Source organism: Mesorhizobium sp. M1050 (assembly GCF_040318715.1).
Lineage (GTDB): Bacteria > Pseudomonadota > Alphaproteobacteria > Rhizobiales > Rhizobiaceae > Mesorhizobium.
This window is the reverse complement of record NZ_JAMYMV010000044.1, coordinates 39,462-57,837: the sequence shown is the minus strand read 5'-3', so window position 1 is coordinate 57,837 and position 18,376 is coordinate 39,462. Positions and strand designations below refer to the sequence as shown.

At 61.6% G+C, this 18,376-nt stretch carries 21 protein-coding genes; 8 read left to right on the top strand and 13 right to left on the bottom strand.

Annotated elements, in window-relative coordinates:
- Positions 1-254 precede the first annotated feature (254 nt).
- The 3 genes from NKH57_RS22315 to NKH57_RS22305 form a co-directional block, all read right to left on the bottom strand.
- Positions 255-881, bottom strand: a complete 627-nt coding sequence (locus tag NKH57_RS22315) for a glutathione S-transferase family protein (RefSeq protein ID WP_352947358.1) — start codon at positions 879-881, stop codon at positions 255-257.
- Between the two features lie 25 nt (positions 882-906).
- On the bottom strand, positions 907-2,118 hold the full coding sequence (locus NKH57_RS22310) for an NADP-dependent isocitrate dehydrogenase (RefSeq protein WP_352947355.1): 1,212 nt from the start codon (positions 2,116-2,118) through the stop codon (positions 907-909).
- Between the two features lie 216 nt (positions 2,119-2,334).
- Complete coding sequence (locus NKH57_RS22305) at positions 2,335-3,312, bottom strand: right-handed parallel beta-helix repeat-containing protein (RefSeq protein ID WP_023759545.1); 978 nt, start codon at positions 3,310-3,312, stop codon at positions 2,335-2,337.
- Between the two features lie 604 nt (positions 3,313-3,916).
- Between NKH57_RS22305 and NKH57_RS22300 the strand changes: the two genes are divergently transcribed.
- The 3 genes from NKH57_RS22300 to NKH57_RS22290 are packed head-to-tail and all read left to right on the top strand — an operon-like array spanning position 3,917 to position 5,861.
- Positions 3,917-4,831 carry an RNA methyltransferase gene (locus NKH57_RS22300; RefSeq protein ID WP_352947352.1) on the top strand — a complete coding sequence of 305 codons (915 nt, stop codon included), beginning with the start codon at positions 3,917-3,919 and terminating at the stop codon, positions 4,829-4,831.
- Positions 4,824-5,612, top strand: a complete 789-nt coding sequence (gene murI, locus NKH57_RS22295) for a glutamate racemase (RefSeq protein ID WP_023759542.1) — start codon at positions 4,824-4,826, stop codon at positions 5,610-5,612. Before NKH57_RS22300 ends, murI begins: the two co-directional genes overlap by 8 nt.
- A gap of 60 nt (positions 5,613-5,672) precedes the next feature.
- The gene (locus tag NKH57_RS22290; RefSeq protein ID WP_023759541.1) at positions 5,673-5,861 is read left to right on the top strand and encodes a DUF3008 family protein; all 189 of its coding nucleotides are present in this window, start codon (positions 5,673-5,675) and stop codon (positions 5,859-5,861) included.
- A gap of 132 nt (positions 5,862-5,993) precedes the next feature.
- On the opposite strand, the gene NKH57_RS22285 is transcribed toward NKH57_RS22290, so the two are convergent.
- Complete coding sequence (locus NKH57_RS22285) at positions 5,994-6,203, bottom strand: hypothetical protein (protein ID WP_023759540.1); 210 nt, start codon at positions 6,201-6,203, stop codon at positions 5,994-5,996.
- Between the two features lie 376 nt (positions 6,204-6,579).
- Between NKH57_RS22285 and rpsD the strand changes: the two genes are divergently transcribed.
- The 4 genes from rpsD to NKH57_RS22265 all read left to right on the top strand — a co-directional run bounded on the left by rpsD (position 6,580) and on the right by NKH57_RS22265 (position 9,560).
- Entirely contained in the window at positions 6,580-7,197 is a 618-nt protein-coding gene (rpsD, locus tag NKH57_RS22280) for a 30S ribosomal protein S4 (protein WP_023759539.1), read from the top strand.
- A 166-nt stretch (positions 7,198-7,363) separates the two neighbouring features.
- Entirely contained in the window at positions 7,364-8,251 is an 888-nt protein-coding gene (gene ttcA / locus NKH57_RS22275; protein WP_352947348.1) for a tRNA 2-thiocytidine(32) synthetase TtcA, read from the top strand.
- On the top strand, positions 8,241-9,068 hold the full coding sequence (locus NKH57_RS22270) for an inositol monophosphatase family protein (protein ID WP_352947345.1): 828 nt from the start codon (positions 8,241-8,243) through the stop codon (positions 9,066-9,068). The genes ttcA and NKH57_RS22270 overlap by 11 nt, the downstream gene beginning before the upstream one ends.
- Positions 9,069-9,152: 84 nt before the next feature.
- A complete protein-coding gene (locus tag NKH57_RS22265; protein WP_352947342.1) occupies positions 9,153-9,560 on the top strand; it encodes a UCP034077 family protein in 408 nt (135 codons plus the stop codon).
- On the opposite strand, the gene NKH57_RS22260 is transcribed toward NKH57_RS22265, so the two are convergent.
- From NKH57_RS22260 to NKH57_RS22235, 6 genes are all read right to left on the bottom strand, one after another.
- Positions 9,557-10,825: a multidrug effflux MFS transporter gene (locus NKH57_RS22260; protein WP_352947339.1), complete on the bottom strand. Its 1,269-nt coding sequence runs from the start codon at positions 10,823-10,825 to the stop codon at positions 9,557-9,559. The two genes, NKH57_RS22265 and NKH57_RS22260, sit on opposite strands and share 4 nt — an antisense overlap.
- 151 nt (positions 10,826-10,976) lie before the next feature.
- The gene (gene grxD, locus NKH57_RS22255) at positions 10,977-11,312 is read right to left on the bottom strand and encodes a Grx4 family monothiol glutaredoxin (RefSeq protein ID WP_013532137.1); all 336 of its coding nucleotides are present in this window, start codon (positions 11,310-11,312) and stop codon (positions 10,977-10,979) included.
- A 183-nt stretch (positions 11,313-11,495) separates the two neighbouring features.
- The gene (locus NKH57_RS22250) at positions 11,496-11,729 is read right to left on the bottom strand and encodes a BolA/IbaG family iron-sulfur metabolism protein (RefSeq protein ID WP_023759532.1); all 234 of its coding nucleotides are present in this window, start codon (positions 11,727-11,729) and stop codon (positions 11,496-11,498) included.
- Between the two features lie 97 nt (positions 11,730-11,826).
- A complete protein-coding gene (locus tag NKH57_RS22245) occupies positions 11,827-12,414 on the bottom strand; it encodes a hypothetical protein (protein ID WP_352947335.1) in 588 nt (195 codons plus the stop codon).
- A gap of 7 nt (positions 12,415-12,421) precedes the next feature.
- Complete coding sequence (gene purL / locus NKH57_RS22240; RefSeq protein WP_352947332.1) at positions 12,422-14,653, bottom strand: phosphoribosylformylglycinamidine synthase subunit PurL; 2,232 nt, start codon at positions 14,651-14,653, stop codon at positions 12,422-12,424.
- Positions 14,654-14,773: 120 nt separating this feature from the next.
- Positions 14,774-16,192 carry an aminotransferase-like domain-containing protein gene (locus NKH57_RS22235; RefSeq protein WP_352947329.1) on the bottom strand — a complete coding sequence of 473 codons (1,419 nt, stop codon included), beginning with the start codon at positions 16,190-16,192 and terminating at the stop codon, positions 14,774-14,776.
- Positions 16,193-16,285: 93 nt separating this feature from the next.
- Between NKH57_RS22235 and NKH57_RS22230 the strand changes: the two genes are divergently transcribed.
- Positions 16,286-16,537 carry a DUF1127 domain-containing protein gene (locus tag NKH57_RS22230; protein ID WP_352947327.1) on the top strand — a complete coding sequence of 84 codons (252 nt, stop codon included), beginning with the start codon at positions 16,286-16,288 and terminating at the stop codon, positions 16,535-16,537.
- Between the two features lie 65 nt (positions 16,538-16,602).
- Here NKH57_RS22230 and NKH57_RS22225 read toward each other — a convergent pair whose 3' ends face one another.
- From NKH57_RS22225 to NKH57_RS22215, 3 genes are read right to left on the bottom strand one after another with little or no spacing between them, the layout of a single operon-like run.
- Entirely contained in the window at positions 16,603-17,244 is a 642-nt protein-coding gene (locus NKH57_RS22225) for a Pr6Pr family membrane protein (RefSeq protein ID WP_352947324.1), read from the bottom strand.
- Between the two features lie 3 nt (positions 17,245-17,247).
- A complete protein-coding gene (locus NKH57_RS22220) occupies positions 17,248-17,655 on the bottom strand; it encodes a hypothetical protein (protein ID WP_023759525.1) in 408 nt (135 codons plus the stop codon).
- Complete coding sequence (locus tag NKH57_RS22215; protein WP_352602663.1) at positions 17,652-18,317, bottom strand: glutathione S-transferase family protein; 666 nt, start codon at positions 18,315-18,317, stop codon at positions 17,652-17,654. Before NKH57_RS22215 ends, NKH57_RS22220 begins: the two co-directional genes overlap by 4 nt.
- Between the last annotated feature and the right edge of the window lie 59 nt (positions 18,318-18,376).

The window sequence follows — 18,376 nt, the reverse complement described above, 5'->3', positions numbered from 1 at the left end:
ATCCCGCTCAGCCACAAACGACTCAAGGCACGATGGGCCGATCAAAACCTGCTTAGCCTCTTTACTCATATGCGATAGCCCTGCCTTGTGGGGAGGGTTAGGGTGGGGGTTCTTCTTCGCAAGAATTCATATGCGATAGCCCTGCCGTGAACGGGGAGAAGGGCGCTTTCGCGCACGATTTCGCTAATTGCCAGTGTTGAAGGGTATCCGCAGAGATCGCGGCCAGCGCCACATAAGTACGGCGAAACCGCAGATCACTCGGTCTTTTCGGTTCTGGCAAAGCTCGCCCGCGCCGCGATGCGCTCCCACCAAGCCTGGATCGTCGGAAATTCAGCGAGCAGGCTTTGCCCTTCGGCGACCTTGACGAAATAACCGATGATCGGCGCCGCATGGAGATCGGCCAGGGTCAGCTGGTCGCCCAGCAGCCACGGCCCTGGCGCTTTCAGCGAGGAGAGCGTCTGAAGCGCCTTGCTTGCCTGCGAAAGCCCGTTGGCGATCAGTGCTTCGTCAGGGGCTTCCTTCTCAAGCCGCTCGACGGCGACATCCCAGACCATGGATCTGTACGCATAAGCGTCGAGCATGCCGAGGATCTGGTTCATTGTTGCGCGGACGCGGAGTCCCGCCGGCTGAAGGCTCGGCCCGTCAAACGCCTCGTCGATATATTTGGCAATCGCGTTCGTCTCGAACAGCCGAAACCCATCATGCTCGAAAGCCGGGATGCGGCCGAACGGGTGGTGCCTGAAATACCAGGCGGGAATACCCTCGGCGGCAAAGACATCGACCGGCACAAGCTCGTAGTCGATGCCTTTTTCCGTGAGCACGAGGCGGACAATGCGCACATAGACGCTGTAATCCGCCCCGTAGACGATGGGCTTGCCCATGCTGGCCCTCCCGAACCTCGAGAGGTCAGGCCATCGCCTTCTGCAGGTTCTCGTCGATCTTGTCGAGGAAGCCGGTGGTCGAAAGCCAGGGCTGGTCGGGGCCGATCAGCAGCGACAGGTCCTTGGTCATGAAGCCGGATTCGACGGTCTGGATGCAGACCCGTTCCAGCGTTTCGGAGAAGCGCTTCAGCTCGGCATTGTCGTCGAGCTTGGCGCGGTGGGCTAGCCCGCGCGTCCAGGCGAAGATCGAGGCGATCGAATTGGTCGAGGTTTCCTCGCCCTTCTGGTGCTGGCGATAATGGCGGGTGACGGTGCCATGCGCGGCTTCGGCTTCCACCGTCTTGCCGTCCGGCGTCATCAGCACCGAGGTCATCAGGCCGAGCGATCCAAAACCCTGCGCCACCGTGTCGGACTGGACGTCGCCGTCATAGTTCTTGCAGGCCCAGACATAGCCGCCCGACCATTTCAGGCTGGAAGCCACCATGTCGTCGATCAGCCGGTGCTCGTACCACAGCTTCTTCGACTTGAACTCGGCTTCGAATTCCGCCTCGTAGACTTCCTGGAAAATGTCCTTGAAGCGGCCATCATAGGCCTTGAGGATCGTGTTCTTGGTCGACAGATAGACCGGATAGTTGCGCAGCAGGCCGTAGTTCAGCGACGCCCGTGCAAACTCGCGGATCGAGTCGTCCAGATTGTACATGGCCATGGCGACGCCGGCGCCCGGCGCGTCGTAGACGTCATGCTCGATCACCTTGCCGTCCTCGCCGACGAACTTGATCGTCAGCTTGCCCTTGCCGGGGAAGCGGAAATCGGTGGCCCGGTACTGGTCGCCGAAGGCATGACGGCCGACGATGATCGGCTTGGTCCAGCCGGGGACCAGGCGCGGCACGTTCTTCATGATGATCGGTTCGCGGAAGATCGTGCCGCCGAGGATGTTGCGGATGGTGCCGTTCGGCGACTTCCACATCTTCTTCAGCTTGAATTCCTCGACGCGCTGCTCGTCGGGGGTGATGGTCGCGCATTTCACGCCGACGCCGTATTTCTTGATGGCGTTGGCCGAATCGATAGTCACCTGGTCGTTGGTCGCGTCGCGATGCTCGACGCTGAGGTCGTAATATTCGAGGTTGAGGTCGAGATAAGGGTGGATCAGCTTGTCCTTGATGAACTGCCAGATGATGCGGGTCATCTCGTCGCCGTCGAGTTCGACGACCGGGTTCGCCACCTTGATCTTCGCCATGGAAAAAATGCCTCGTTCGAATGTTGATTGATTGCGGTCGGCCCCGCCGGGACAGGGACCTCGCCTATAGCAAAGCGATCCGAGCGGTGCAAACGGGGCAGCCGAAGACACAGGCTGCTGCTGTAGCAAGCGGGAACAAAAAAGCGATGCCGGCACCACCTCTTGAGAGGCAGCCGGCATCGCCTTTGTTTCGTGCTGCTGCGGAGACGACAGGGCTTATTGCAACGGTGTCCCGCCCGGGCCCGGGAATGCCGTGATCGGCGTGCCGTCGGTTATGTTGCCGGAGATCATGTTGTTCTTGAACGACTGGACAGCGCCGCTACCGGTGTTGCTGACCCCGGTGACATTGCCGAACACCGCCGATCCGCCGAGAAAGGCGATGGCGCTTCCGCTGCCGCTGGCCGCGGCACCGTTCGCGTTGACGCCGACGCCGGCATTGGCGCTGATTGTGGTGCCGACAATCGTCGCACGCACCGACGATGCCGCGGCGACGGATTTGACCGTCACCCCGTTGCCGGTGTTGCCGCTGACCAGGCTGTTGGTCAGCGTCATGTTCATGGCAAGGGTGTTGCCGGTGCCGTCGACAAGAATGCCGCTGCCGCTGTTGGTAATTTCCACCTTCGAAAGGATGGCATTAATTCCAATGGCCCCAGACGTTTTGATGAGAACACCTTCAGCGCCTGCCTCGGCTATCCGAGTGTTGCTTATGTAGAGTTCGCTGTTCCCGTTGGCGAGAAATTCGACGCCGTTGCTGGTTACCCTCTCTATGTTGGAATCCTCAATATGCAGTTGGCCTTGGCCAATCATACGCACTCCGTCCAAGCCGTTGCCTGCGCCGTCTATATCAAGGCCGCGAAGATGCACCACGGAGCCGGCAGGCGTGTTGACGACGACGCCGTTTACAAGGGAGGAGAGCACACCACCTTCAGTCGTCTTGCAGTCGATGGTGATGGATTTGGTGATGGTGACCGTGCCGAAGCCGCCCGGGTCGAGACAATTGATCTCGCCGCTCGTCGCCGTCTTCGAGATAGCACCGGCAAAGGTCTTGCAAGGCGCCGTTCTGCTGCAAGGATTGGCGTCGTCACCAACACCGGAAACCCACGTCCGTGTCGCCTGCGCGGAAGCTGGCGCGATCAGGAAAACTGACGCCACAAACAACACAGCGAGTGAAAGGAAAAACCGTACCAATTTCATTTGCCCCTCCTAGATTATGGCCAACGCCCTCGTCGGCCGCTGAAACCCGTGTCGAAATGCTGGGGCGCAGATAAAATGACGGGAGTATGCAAGGCGCACTCCGCCTTCCAAATACCATTCGTCGATACACATTGAACCCCAAGCGGGTCGGATATTATAGTGTTCTAATCTAATTTTCCAGTGACGCGCTGCGTCATCGTAAACAAATATGCACCCTGATCGTAGATGATTTCTAAGAATGCAAAACATCGTCGATGCCGGCAGCGAGCATGAGACGGTACATCTGTCGGCGATTTGGGATGCGGGTTGGTGGGACAAGGCAGTAAATGAGATCGGATTTATTCCGTTATAAACACCGAGGAGCCAGTCTCGTCATTTTTTCATACGCCGTGCGACGACTGGCTTGCCCAGACACGTGTGGCGACTTTCGCGAGCCCGACGGTCGAGTGCATCAAGAGTGCGACCATCGGATTTCTTAACGCAACCAAGGGAAGCGGCAGGTACGCGCTACAGCAATTTCTCAGTCGGGCGACCGACCGCTCTTCAAAAAGCCGTATCGATATGGCAGGACGCGGAGACTTCGTAGCGCAATCATCTGGAACACATGGCAGGAACGGACTTTCAGCGCGGCCTCGTGACCACCGGCCCGGCGATCATCCTCGTCGAACCGCAGCTTGGCGAGAACATCGGCATGGTCGCGCGCGCCATGGCCAATTTCGGCTTGGTCGAGCTGCGCCTGGTCAACCCGCGTGACGGCTGGCCGAGCGAGAAGGCACGCGCGGCGGCCAGCCGCGCCGATCATGTCATAGACGCAGTCACCGTCTTCGACGATCTGGCCTCGGCGCTCGCCGATTTGAACTTCGTTTTTGCCACCACGGCCAGGCAGCGAGACGGCTTCAAATCCGTGCGGGGTCCGGTGGAAGCGGGCAGGATGCTTCGGGCCCGTCACGCAATGGGGCAGCGCACCGGCATCCTGTTCGGACGCGAGCGCTTCGGCCTCTACAATGACGAGGTTGGCCTAGCCGACGAGATCGTCACCTTTCCGGTCGATCCCGATTTCTCCTCGCTCAACATCGCCCAGGCCGCGCTGCTGATGTCCTACGAATGGATGAAGTCCGGCCTCGAGGACGAGACCAAGACCAATTTTTCCGGCCCGGATATGAAGCCGGCAAGCAAGGAAGAACTGCACGGGCTGTTCGCCTATCTCGAAGGTGCCTTGGAAGCGCGCGGCTATTTCCGGCCGGCCCCGAAGAAGCCGAAGATGGTCGACAATCTGCGCGCCGTACTGACGCGCCCCGGATTTGCCGAACCGGAGCTCAAGGTGCTGCGCGGCATCATCTCGTCGCTCGACCGGTTTTCGCCGGCGATGCCGCGCGGCGATGGTTCCCCGGGCGACGATCCAAGGCGGTTGCCCGCGGCCGCCGCACGTGCCCGCAAGGCGGAAGGCAATAGCCTTGCCGACACCGTCAAGGACGACGACATACCGCCATTCGGCGGAAAGGGCTCCGACAATGACTGAGCGGCCGATCCTGATGTTCGATTCGGGCATCGGCGGGCTCACCGTGCTGCGCGAAGCGCGCGTGCTGATGCCCGATCGCCGCTTCGTGTATGTCGCCGATGACGCCGCGTTTCCCTATGGCGCCTGGGAGGAACCGGCCCTCAACGCCCATATCCTTGGCCTGTTCGGCGCGCTGTTGGAAAAATTTCGGCCCGAGATTTCGGTCATCCCCTGCAACACCGCGTCGACGCTGGTGATCGATGCGCTGCGCGCGAAATTCCCGGGCCATCCCTTTGTCGGCACGGTGCCGGCGATCAAGCCGGCGGCGGAGCGCACGCGCTCCGGGCTGGTCTCGGTGCTGGCGACGCCCGGCACGGTCAAGCGTCAATACACGCGCGACCTGATCGGCAAATGGGCGCAGAAATGCCATGTGCGGCTCGTCGGCTCGGACCGGCTCGCCCCGCTGGCCGAGATTTACATGCGCGAGGGGTTCGTCGATGAGGAGATCGTGCGTCAGGAGATCGCACCATGCTTTGTCGAGAAGGATGGCGCCCGCACCGACATCGTCGTGCTCGGCTGCACGCACTATCCGTTCCTGGCCAACCGCATGCGCAAGACCGCACCCTGGCCGGTCGACTGGATCGACCCGGCCGAAGCGATCGCCCGCCGCGCCATGTCGCTGCTTGCACCGGTCGACGGACCGCTGCCGGTGGGTGAGCCCGACATTGCAGTCTTCACCTCCGGCAAGGTGGACTTCGCTACCAGCCGGCTCATGCAGGGCTTTGGCCTGACGGTCGCCTGATATCCGGAACATTGGCTGGCTTGTCGCGTTTTCTCTCAGGCAATGAAGGGAGAATCAGCCATGCCAGCCACCTCGAAAGCCCAGCAGAAAGCCGCTGGCGCCGCCTTGTCGGCCAAGCGCGGCGAGATGAAGAAGGGCGAACTCAAGGGCGCTTCCAAGGGAATGTACGAATCGATGAGCGAGAAGCAACTTGAGGAATTCGCCGAGACGAAGCGCAAAAGCCTGCCGGAGAAGAAATCGAAACATTAGGGATCAGGGCATCCGCGTTTCGCCATCGATAACAAGCTCGTCCATAAGAACATGAGCCGGAATGAAAAAGCCCGCGGCCAAGACCGCGGGCTTTGAAACGATATGTCGGCCGCCTGAGACCGAACCGGGAGCCTACCAGCGCGCCCAGCAGCGCTTGACTTTGTAACGGATGACCCTCTTGTGGCCGTGCCGCCAGACAATCTTCTTCTTGACCACGATGCGGCAGACCTCGTGCTGCCGGTGGCCACTCCAGTGCCGCGCCATTGCCGGCTCCGGCGTTATGACCGCCATGGATCCCGCCAACACCGCGGCTCCCGTCAGGGTAAGGAAGAACTTCTTCATGCGAATTGTGGCTCCTTTGCTCAAGTCCCTTCCTAATGCCGTTGGCGCAACCTCCCGCCACGTCCGGCACCGCACTCAACCCAGAGACGCTATATCGCCGCCAAACCCAAGGCCAGCAGTGAGCTTGACACCGGTTAAATCTCCGTTTAATCAGCGCGCCAACACCGGGCCGCAATGCCCGGTGGTTTTCTTTATGTGCGCAAGATGCGTGGAAACTCAATTCTGCTATCTTGTTTGAACTGACGTGTCCCGTGGGTTTTCCGCCGCGTTGCGTGGGAAAACCCTGTCAGGTCTCGAAAACGGAGGCCAGAGGAGGGCGCGTTTCCTTCACCCGGACCATGAGGTTCCGGGTGTGTTGTTTTGAAAAGGGAATGCGATGAGCAAGCGCGAATCCGCGAAGTACAAGATCGACCGCCGTCTTGGCGAAAATATCTGGGGCCGCCCGAAGTCCCCGGTCAACAAGCGTGAATACGGCCCCGGCCAGCATGGCCAGCGCCGCAAGGGCAAGCTTTCCGATTTCGGCCTGCAGCTGCGCGCCAAGCAGAAGCTGAAGGGTCACTATGGCGACGTTTCGGAAAAGCAGTTCCGCAAGGTCTATGAAGAGGCGGACCGCCGCAAGGGCGACACCTCGGAGAACCTGATCGGCCTGCTCGAGTCGCGTCTCGACGCGGTCGTCTACCGCGCCAAGTTCGTGCCGACCATTTTCGCCGCCCGTCAGTTCGTCAACCATGGCCACGTCAACGTCAACGGCAAGCGCGTCAACATCGGCTCGTACCGCTGCAAGCCGGGCGACGTCGTCGAAGTCCGCGAAAAGTCGAAGCAGTTGGTTATCGTTTTGGAAGCGGTCGGTCTCGCCGAGCGCGACGTGCCGGACTACATCGAAGCCGATCACAACAAGATGGTCGCGACCTTCTCGCGCATCCCCGGCCTGGCGGACGTTCCGTTCGCCGTGCAGATGGAACCGAACCTGGTCGTCGAATTCTATTCGCGCTAAGCGACGAATTCCGTTCGCGCTGAGCGAACGCATTTGCGATACCATTCAAAGGCCGCCTCGAGGCGGCCTTTTCTTTGTCTGCCTTTTCTTTCTCGGCCATGTCCGCTACTCCCGGGCGCAACGAAGTGCCGAACGATCGTTGCTCCAGGATTTCGGAACCGACGCCATGAACATGTTGCCAGACGCCGAATCGCTTGAATCAGCAGCCGACATCGCGGGCGGCTTCCATCCGCTTTTCGCAGATGCGCCGTCCTCGGTCGAGTTCAACAAATTGCGCAAGCGGCTGTTGCGGCTGACCCGGCAGGCGATCGAGGATTTTTCGATGGTGAAGCCCGGCCAACGCTGGCTGGTCGCGCTGTCGGGCGGCAAGGATTCCTACGGGCTGCTCGCCGTGCTGCTCGATCTCAAATGGCGCGGGCTGCTGCCGGTCGAATTGCTGGCCTGCAATCTCGACCAGGGCCAACCGAATTTCCCCAAGCACATTCTGCCCGATTATCTCGACAGATACACCATCCCGCATCGCATCGAATATCAGGACACTTATTCCGTCGTCACCGACAAGCTGCCTGCCGGCAGCACCTATTGCTCGCTCTGTTCGCGTCTCAGGCGCGGCCATCTCTACCGTATAGCGCGTGAGGAGGGGTGCTCGGCGCTGGTGCTCGGCCACCATCGCGAGGACATTCTCGAGACCTTCTTCATGAACCTGTTCCACGGCGGCCGTCTCGCCGCCATGCCGCCAAAACTGCTCAACGACGACGGCGACGTCATGGTGCTGCGGCCGCTGAGCTATTGCGCCGAGGGCGACCTCGAGAAATTTGCTACCGCGATGCGATTCCCGATCATTCCCTGCGATCTCTGCGGCAGCCAGGAGGGTCTCCAGCGCAACGCCATGAAGGCCATGCTGGAGGGCGTGGAAAAGCGCATGCCCGGCCGCAAGGACACGATGCTGCGCGCGCTGTCGAACAGCAGGCCATCGCATTTGCTCGACAGAAAGCTGTTCGATTTCGCGGCGCTCAATGAGACCGTCGGCACAAGGCAAGCCGATGACATTTGACGATACTGCGATCGACTGGCTCGCTGGCCTTCTATCCGACGCCGCGAAAGCCGAAATCATGCCTCGCTTTCGCCGGCTGGGCGAGGGCGACATCCGCCAGAAGACCTCTGCCGCGGACCTGGTGACGGAAGCCGACGTCGATGCCGAGCGGCTCATCACCGCGCGGCTGCGCGAGCGTTATCCCCAGGCGATGGTCGTCGGCGAGGAGGCCTGTTCCGACAATCCGGCGCTGCTTGAAGGCCTAGGCGAGGCCGATCTGGCTTTCGTCATCGACCCGGTGGATGGCACTTTCAACTTCGCCTCCGGCGTGCCCTTGTTCGGCGTCATGCTGGCGGTCGTGGTCAAGGGCGAGACCGTTGCCGGCATCATCCACGATCCCGTCGGCAAGGACTGGCTGATCGGTGCCAAAGGCGCCGGCAGCCATATCCGGCATGCGCATGGCAGCATCGAGAAGGTGCATGTCGCCGCACCTGCGCCGATCTCGGAAATGACAGGCTCGGTCTCCTGGCAATATATGCCCGAGCCGGAGCGGTCGCGGCTGGCGCGCAACCAGACGAAGATCCTGTCGCAATTCGCCTACCGCTGCGCGGCGCACGAATACCGCCTGCTGGCCAGCGGCCATGCCCACTTCGTCGTCTACAACAAGCTGATGCCGTGGGACCATCTGGCCGGCGTGCTGATCCATGCCGAGGCCGGTGGTCATGCCGCGCGTTTCGATGGCAGCGCCTATCTGCCCTCGCATCTCGGCGGCGGCCTGCTTGTCGCGCCCGATCGGGAAAGCTGGCACGAATTGCGCCGCGAGCTTTGGGCGCAATAGGATCAAGTCCTGCGGCCAGTGTCCGAACCGGCGGTGTCCGGCTAAAGGAGCGTTGCAATCTCACGCAGATCCGGAGGCACTCGAATGAAACTTCGGTTCGCAATCGTCGCGGCGGCTCTTGCCGCCGCCTTGTTTGCCAGCTCCCACGAAGCAAGATCGCAAGAGCGCAGCTGTCGTAGCCCCGATCCCGTCGACACGATAAAAGAGATGTCCGACGCAATCTACGCCTGTTGGAAGCCGCCGCCCGGAACCGCCGGCATGTCCCTGACGCTGCGATTCTCGCTTCGTCGCAACGGCACACTGATCGGCAAGCCTCGCGCCACATATTCCGATCTGGGGACCGATCCCCAGCTCAGCCGGGCCTTCGTGGCTTCAATCCTCAGGGCACTCGACGACGCCCTGCCATTGCCCTTTTCGGACAGCATGGGCGAAGCCATCGCGGGGCGTATGCTTGCCCCTCGCTTCACGGCAGCCCTTGAGGGTGCGTCTTAATGCAAGTCGGTGATGTGTCCTGAAACGGGTGGATTCTGCGGCTGGAACATCTTGCCGCGCTCGGCGATGAAAATCATCAGCAGCGCTGCGACCGAGACGCTGCAGAAGCCGGCGGCCAGCGGCGTCACAGTGCCGTTGAACGCCTGGCCGATCAGCGTGCCAAGAATGCCGCCGAGAAAAGTCTGCATGAAACCCAGGATGGACGATGCCGTGCCGGCCAGTTGGCCGAGCGGCTCCATGGCCAGCGCGTTGAAATTCGCGCCGAGCGCGCCGAACGGAACCATGGCGCAGGCAAAGAAGGTGATGAACAGCCAGAGCGGCATCTTCATTTCCAGCGAAACGACCAGCCAGGCAAGGCTGATGACCAGGAACAGCAGCAGCGCGCTCTGCGACAGGCGGCGCATGCCGATGCGGCCGACAAGGCGCGAGTTCAGGAAGTTGGAGAAAGCAAGCACGCCCGCAACCCCGGCGAAGATGACCGGGAACATCTCGCCGACATTGAATATGTCGACATAGATCTGCTGCGCCGAGGCGATGAAGCCGAACATGGCGCCGAAAATGAAGGTGCTGGCGAAGGCATAGCAGATCGCAACGCGGTTGGTGAGCACGATGCGAAACCCGCCGAGGATGGAGTTGACGGTCAGCGGCCGGCGATGTTCGGGATGCAATGTTTCAGGCAGGCGCAGCAGCGACCAGGCCGAGACAATGAGCGCACCGACGGCCATGGTGACGAAGATCCAATGCCAGGTCGCAAACAGCATGATGAACTGACCGATGCCGGGAGCAATGACAGGGATCGCCATGAACACCATGAAGATCAGCGACATCACCTCGGCCATGCGCCGGCCGTCGAATGTATCGCGCACGATCGAGACGGCGATGACGCGGGTGGCGGCAGCACCAATGCCTTGCACGGCCCGGCACAAGAGGAGTGTTTCAAAGCTTGGTGCAACGGCGGCCGCCGCAGCCGCGGCGACATAGATCACCAGCCCGGCGACCAGCGGTGCGCGACGGCCGAAGCGATCCGAGATCGGCCCGAAGAACAGCTGGCCGCCGCCAAAGCCCAGAATATAGGCGGTGATCACATATTGCCGGTGGTTTTCGTTCTCGACGCCAAGCGAGGCGCCGATCTGCTGCAGAGCGGGCAGCATGATGTCGATGGCCAGCGAGTTCAGCGCCATCAGCGCAGCGCACAGCGCAATGAATTCCCAGCGAGGAATGGGCAGTTTGCTTGCCGATTGCGGCGCTGACTTTTGCTGGTCCACGGCAAGTCCGATCTTTCAAACGAAAATGCGCCGGCGGGCCGGCGCATTGGCTCGTCTTGGTCCTTAGTTCAGGACATGAAAATTGCCGAGGTGCCCTGCGTTTCATGCATGTGTGCGGCGGTCAGGCGGCCGACATGCACGAAAACAAAAGTCAGGCGGCGCCTTTGACGCTGACGCCCTTTTCGACAAGGAATGTCTGAAGTTCGCCCGCCTGGAACATCTCACGCACGATATCGCAGCCGCCCACGAATTCGCCCTTGACGTAAAGCTGCGGGATCGTCGGCCAGTTGGAATATTCCTTGATGCCCTGGCGCAGTTCGGCGGAGTCCAGAACATTCACGCCTTTGTAGTCCGCGCCGATATAGTCAAGAATCTGGACGACCTGGCCGGAAAACCCACATTGCGGGAAACCGGGCGTGCCCTTCATGAAAAGGACGACGTCGTTGCCCTTCACTTCGTTGTCGATGTAGTCGTTGATGCCGCTCATTGAATATCCTTTCCCGCCTGTGGGAGTCAGGCTCGAAACATTTCCATTCAAATAAACCCAACGATTGCTCGAAACAAGACTTTAGCCGTGCCGTGGCTGAAATGGCGCAAAGGATGGGCTGTGTTGGGCCAAGCGGTTCCCTCGACACTGACTCGTGTGGTTGCGGTTGTTTTCCGGTGCGTTTTAGTCGGGAACGCTGGTCTGCAGCGCGAGCGCGTGCAGCACGCCGCCCATATTGCCCTTCAGCGCGTCATAGACCATCTGGTGCTGCTGCACGCGGGTTTTTCCCCGAAAACTCTCGGCCACCACCTCGGCCGCATAATGGTCGCCGTCGCCGGCGAGATCGCGAATCGTCACCTTGGCGTCCGGAATGCCGTCCTTGATCAGTTTTTCGATGTCGCGGGCATCCATTGCCATGGCAGAATCCTGTTTCGAGCGGCCGGTAGCCGGCCATAACATGAGAGTCGGGCGAGCCTAAAGCCTTTCCGGTCCGGATTGAAGCCGTTCTGTCCCATCAAGGGCAAGACGATTCGGGAACATCAGGGGCCCGTGGGCTTGCTTCATCCTCGGCGACGTCCTCACGTGTCGAAAAAGCACGGCCAAGGCTGAAAGTCAGCACATAGAGGGGAATGTTGATAATCAGGCTGATTATGGGGAGATAACTCGTCATCTGCCAGGCTGGCGAGAAGAACGGTTGACCGTAACCGTCGCAGACGAGCGAAGAGCCGTACTCCCACAGCGCCCCTATGACGGCCGCGCAGGCAAAAAGCTTAATGCAGGTGACGATATGCCTTGCCCGTGCCGGATCCGGTGCAAGGCGGCCCCAAAGCACCAGGGAGACGATCGGAATCGCATAGATGAGGTTCTGCGCGATGAGCATCGGGATGGCGCCATTAGCCGCGGCAAGAAACTGCGAGCGCGTTTCCAGCCGGGCGCAAACCTCGCTTGAGGTCGTCGACAGCAGGAAGAAGACGAACGGCCCGAGGAACCAGAAGAAGAACAGCGACGGCCAGAAGACGACTGCAAGCAGCGCCCGGGCAGCCAATTTCTGTGGTTGAGCATGACCTTTTTCCGAAAACCGGTTTCCACTTTTCGGGATCATGCTCCGGTCAGCTGGCCTGACCCATGAAGCGCGGGAACCAGCCCTCGTGCGCCCCGGTCAGTTCGCTGACCGGGATTGCCCGCGCCTCACCAAGCTTCAGCGCGCTGCCGCCGGTAGAGCCGATCCACGGCGCGAAGATGCCGAGTTCGCCCTGCTGCTTGCGGATGGCGTCCCATTCATCGCCATGCGGGTCGATCGACAGCGTCAGCAGATAACGGCCCTGATCCTCACCGAACCACACCGGAATGGGATCGGTCCCGACAAGCCCGGGAACGGTCGCGCCGATGCCGGAGGCCATCGCCATTTCGGCCAAAGCCACCGCGATACCGCCATCGGACACGTCATGCGCCGCCGTGACGATGCCGGATGCGATCAGAGCGCGCACATGGTCACCGACGCGTTTTTCATGGTCCAGATCGACCGGCGGGGGCGGGCCATCGGTGCGGCCGTGGATGTCCCTGAAATAGACCGACTGGCCAAGATGCGTTCCCCAGGAGTCCGGCGCGCCGACCAGCAGGATCATCTGGCCTTGCGCGGCAAAGCCGGTCCGCACCATCTTCGACCAGTCGGCGATCAGACCGACGCCGCCGATTGTCGGCGTCGGCAAAATGCCCTGGCCGTTGGTTTCGTTGTAGAGCGAGACATTGCCGGAGACGATCGGGAAGCCGAGTGCGCGGCAGGCCTCGCCGATACCTTTCACCGCACCGACCAGCTGACCCATGATCTCGGGCCGCTCCGGGTTGCCGAAATTGAGATTGTCGGTGGCGGCCAGCGGCAAGGCGCCGGTGGCGGTCAAATTGCGCCAGCATTCGGCCACCGCTTGCTTGCCGCCCTCATAAGGGTCGGCCTCGCAATAGCGTGGCGTCACGTCGGACGAAAAAGCGAGCGCCTTGGTGGGATGGCCGTCGACGCGCACCACACCGGCATCGCCGCCGGGAAGCTGCAGCGAATTGCCCTGGATCAACGTGTCGTATTGCTCCCAGACCCAACGGCGCGAGGAAAGATCCGGTCCGCCGAGCAGCTTCAACAGCGCATCGGCCACGTCGGCTTGCGGCACGTCATCGGCGGCCAGCGGCGCCGGCTTCTTCGGCTCGACCCACGGCCGGTCATATTCCGGTGCTTTGTCGCCGAGATCCTTGATCGGCAGGTCGGCGACCTGATCCCCTTGGTGCAGCACGCGAAAACGCAGATCGTCGGTGGTCCTGCCGACGATGGCGAAGTCGAGCCCCCATTTGTGGAAGATCGCCTCGGCTTCCTGTTCCTTTTCGGGGCGCAGCACCATAAGCATGCGCTCCTGGCTTTCCGACAGCATCATTTCGTAGGCGCTCATGCGCTCTTCACGCACCGGCACCTTATCGAGATCGAGCTCGATGCCGAGGTCGCCCTTGGCACCCATCTCGACCGCCGAGCAGGTCAGGCCGGCGGCACCCATGTCCTGGATGGCGATCACGGCGCCCGAGGCCATCAGTTCGAGGCAGGCTTCCAGCAGGCACTTTTCGGTGAAAGGATCGCCGACCTGCACGGTCGGGCGCTTCTCGTCGATCTTGTCGTCGAATTCAGCTGAAGCCATGGTGGCGCCGCCGACGCCGTCGCGGCCGGTCTTGGCGCCGAGATAGACGACAGGCAGGCCGACGCCCTTGGCTTCCGACAGGAAGATCGCGTCGGTCTTGGCAATGCCGGCCGCAAAAGCGTTGACCAGGATGTTGCCGTTGTAGCGGGCGTCGAAATTGACCTCGCCGCCGACCGTCGGCACGCCGAAGGCGTTGCCATAGCCGCCGACCCCGGAAACCACGCCCGAAACGAGATGCCTGGTCTTGGGGTGGTCAGGCGCGCCGAAGCGCAGCGCATTCATCGCAGCGATCGGCCGCGCGCCCATGGTGAAGACGTCGCGCAATATGCCGCCGACGCCGGTCGCCGCACCCTGATAGGGCTCGATGTAGGACGGGTGGTTGTGGCTCTCCATCTTGAAGACGACGCAGTCGCCGTCGCCGATGTCGACCACGCCGGCATTCTCGCCTGGGCCCTGGATGACTTGCGGGCCCGTGGTCGGCAGCGTGCGCAGCCACTTCTTCGACGATTTGTACGAACAATGCTCATTCCACATCGCCGAGAAGATGCCGAGTTCGGTGAAGCTCGGTTCGCGCCCGACAAGATCGAGAATGCGCTGATACTCGTCGGGCTTCAGCCCGTGCGCGGCGATGAGTTCGGGGGTGATCGGCACGGAATTGGAAATGGTCATGGGCAGCGATTTTTATCCGGGGCGCGTTGGGATTTTGAGTCACGTCTTATCGCAAGCTTTAAGGTCGATACACCCATGGTTCGACGAAAACGACGGAAAACCGGACAAAACCACAGGGCGTCAGGAGAAGCTGTCGTAGCCGGCACGGCCTTCATCGAGAAGTCGCCGGATCACCGCGACACCCTCGGCGATGTCCTTGCGCTGCCGTGGCTGCGAAATGCCGAAGCGGACGCCGTGGAAAACCTGCTCGGAACGGCCGGCCTTGAACTCGTCCTCGTCGTCGATCAGCACGCCATGTTCGAGGCAGGCGTTCTTGAAGGTGCCGGAAAGCCAGGGATCGGGTAGGGTCATCCAGACAAAAGGCACCCTGTCGTGTGCCTTGAACGCGAAGCCGGCCAAAGTCTCTCGCACGATTCCGATGCGGGCGCGGATTTCGCCGATGCTGCGCTTGCGTATCTCGTCCGCCTGGCCAGACAGCACCAGCCTTGTATTCACCTCGGCCAGCAGGAAAGGCATGCCGCCGGTCATCATCTTGTGGGCGACGCGGATGCGATGGCGATAGGCAGGCGGGCAGGAAAGCCAGCCGCCGCGCACACCGGCCGCGACCGACTTGGACAGGCCACCCGCCACAATGGTGCGTTCTGGCGCGTATTCGGCCAGCAACGGTGTCGGATCGTCGGTCAAATTGCCGTAGAGGTCGTCCTCGATGAGGATGACATTGTATTCGCGCGCGACACGCGCGATTGCCTCGCGGCGCGCCGCCGACAAGGTCGCCAGCGTGGGATTCTGCGCCGTCGGCATCAGGAAGATCATCCTGGGATGCTTTTGCGCGCAGACGCGCTCGAAATCCTGGGGGTCGATACCTTGGTCGTCCGATGCCACCAGTGCGGTGCGTCGGCCGATCAGGCCGGCGCTACGGGAAATCTGCGAGTAGGTGAGGTGCTCGAAGGCGACATAGTCGCCAGGGGTGGTGAGCGCCGCGATCGCCGCCATCACCGCGGCGTGGGTGCCGAGTGTGGGGACGATGGTCTCGCCATTAGGTCTGAACGAATTGCGCGATAGCCAGCGGGCGCCGGCTTCGAACCAGCGGTCGGGGAAATCCCTGGTATAGCTTGAAATCTCATGCGGGTGGTCCTGCGTCGTGCGCGACAGGATATCGGCGATATCAGCGCCCTGGCCGATGTCTGGCGCTGCCGTGCTGTCGAAACGCAATTTGCCGCGCGGTGCATCGATATGGCGAGTGCCTTCGCCACTGGTGACCGGCGCCGGCAGGTTCGGTTTCGCGCCGTCGGCGCGCTGACCGAGTACATAGGTTCCACGCCCGACTTCGCCGCTTACTAGGCCGCGCTCGCGCAGCAATTGATAGGCCCGGCCGACCGTGCCGACCGTAGTGCCGATGTCGTAGGCGAGGTCGCGTTGCGGCGGCAGCTTTGCTCCGGCTTCGATCACACCCCGATCGATATCCGTTTCGATTGAATCCGCCAGGCGCTGATACAGCGGGCCGGAGCCGTCAGTGAGATCTGGAAGCCAATTTGTCATGGTGACAATTCTCTATATTGCACCGAATTGTGAGTCAATACATATCGGAGTTGCACCAAAAAGGGTGCAATTTGGAATTCGGGTCGAAAGAAAATGAGCACAATCGCTACAATCCGCTCTTCGAGAGTCGAGCTATCAGGTCAATCGGCACGCCCACCGAGCCAAAGTGGCTTTGTCACCCGTCTGGTGCGCTTGGTCAGGTCGCTGGCGAGATGGATCGGCCATCTGCTGGAGCGTCGGCGCAGCAGGCTGGCGCTTCTGGAAATGACCGATGACCAACTCAAGGATATCGGGCTCTCGCGCTGCGATGCCCACCGCGAGGGTATCAGACCCTTCTGGGACTGAAAGCCAAGGCATTTTGCAGCCAAGCGGAATCGCTTGGCGTCGCAGAGGTGCCAATGCATGCCGCTCTAGCGGACGCTCAATAGCCGGGTGCGCGCAACGCCATGGTCCGCAAGGACGGCGACCACGCACAGCACGAGAAAAAGTCCGGTGATGGCGGCCGCCGAGATGGCAACGCTGGCCGGGCCGTTCCTGGCGACGTCCAGGAACGGGTAGGGCACCTCGCCTGCAAACGGCGCCCGCATCAGCGCATAGATCAGATAGGCGACGGGATAGAGCACCCACCAGGAGATGTCGCTCCAGCGCGTCCGACCGTCGGCGCCTGATGTCAGCCACCACAACACGAACAGCACCGGCGTCACATAGTGCAGCAGGACGTCGCAGAGCAGGAACAGTCCCTGCGGCTGCCAGAGCTGTGCCAGCACCGTGGCGTAGATGATGAAGACCAACGCGATCGAAACGGCAACGCCGGCCCGTATGCGCGTCCCGGCGAAGGCCGGCAGCCAAGCATAGCCGGCGGGCGACAGCAGCGACGCGTACACCAGCACCGCACCGATGTTGGTCAGGATGGTGAAGAAGCTAAAAACGAAAACGATGGAGCCGAGCAGGCTGCGGCCTGCCTCCATCGACGCCGGAATGCTGATGCAGAACTGCAGGACGAGCCCGGCCAGGCCAATGACCAGCCCCGTCATCTGCAGGACGCGGCCCATGGGCTAGGCGGTCGCGGCGCAGGCCGGATTGCCGGCTTGCCAGCGGGCGATGTCCGAGCCGATGCGCGCGCCGAGCGGATCGTTCATCAGCGGTCCGAACACATCGACGCGGCTTGAGTTGCCTTGCGCCTGAACGACCAGCAACGGTTTGCCGCCATAGTGTTTGGCCGGCACCAGCAGGAAACGCGGCGTGCCGCTGAACGAATTCAGTTCATTGGCCATCTGATATTGTTTGAAGGCTGGGTCCTTGCTGGCGATCCAGCATTTATGAGCCGATATCGCCACCTGTTCCATGGCCAGCAGCGCTGCACTCTTGCCCGAGGGCACAGGCGTGCTCTTCGGGGTCGATTGGCAGGATGTGAGAGCGAAAGCCGCCGCGGCAACCAGCGCGATCGCCTTGCTCCTGGTCAAGCGGCACCCATCTCAAGCTCGGACAGAAATATCTTCTGGCCGTCGGTCATCTCGCCCCACACCCGCGACAATGCCGGGTGCTGCGAGGCGATCTGCTCATAGGCGTCGAATTTCGGGTAGGCGTCGAGCAGGTCGCGGCGGCCTGTCATGGCGCGGAAATTGTTGAAGATGAACCGCGTCGGCGTCAGCCAGGCATCGGCGAAACTGATATCGTCACCGAGCGCGAAGGGCCCGTGCGCCATGCGCTCCTCGATCGCTGCCAGCCCGTGGTGCAGGCGGATGAACTGGGCGTCGATCTCGGCACTGTTTCGCTTCGGCATGGAATGAAGCTCGAAAAGCTTCATCATCGGGGTCAGCACATCGAGATCGGTGATGCGGGCGAACATGCGCACCAGCGCGCGGTCCTTGGAATCGGGCGGCAGCAGAGCCGGTTCCGGAAACCGCTCTTCGAGATACTCGGCGATGACCACCGATTCGACGATCGTTTCGCCAGAGCCGGTGATCAGCACCGGAATCCGGTTCATCGGCGAGATGGCGCGAAATCCTTCCGGGATGGGAAAGCCGGGCGGCGGCGCGATGATCTTGAGCGGCACGTCCTTGATGTAGGCCAGCGCCCGCACGATCGACGAGTAGGGCGACAACGGCCGCGAATAGAGTTTCATGACCGTTTTTCTCCCCCATGAACTGGACTTGCCTCGACAAAGAGACAGGAATGTCCGGA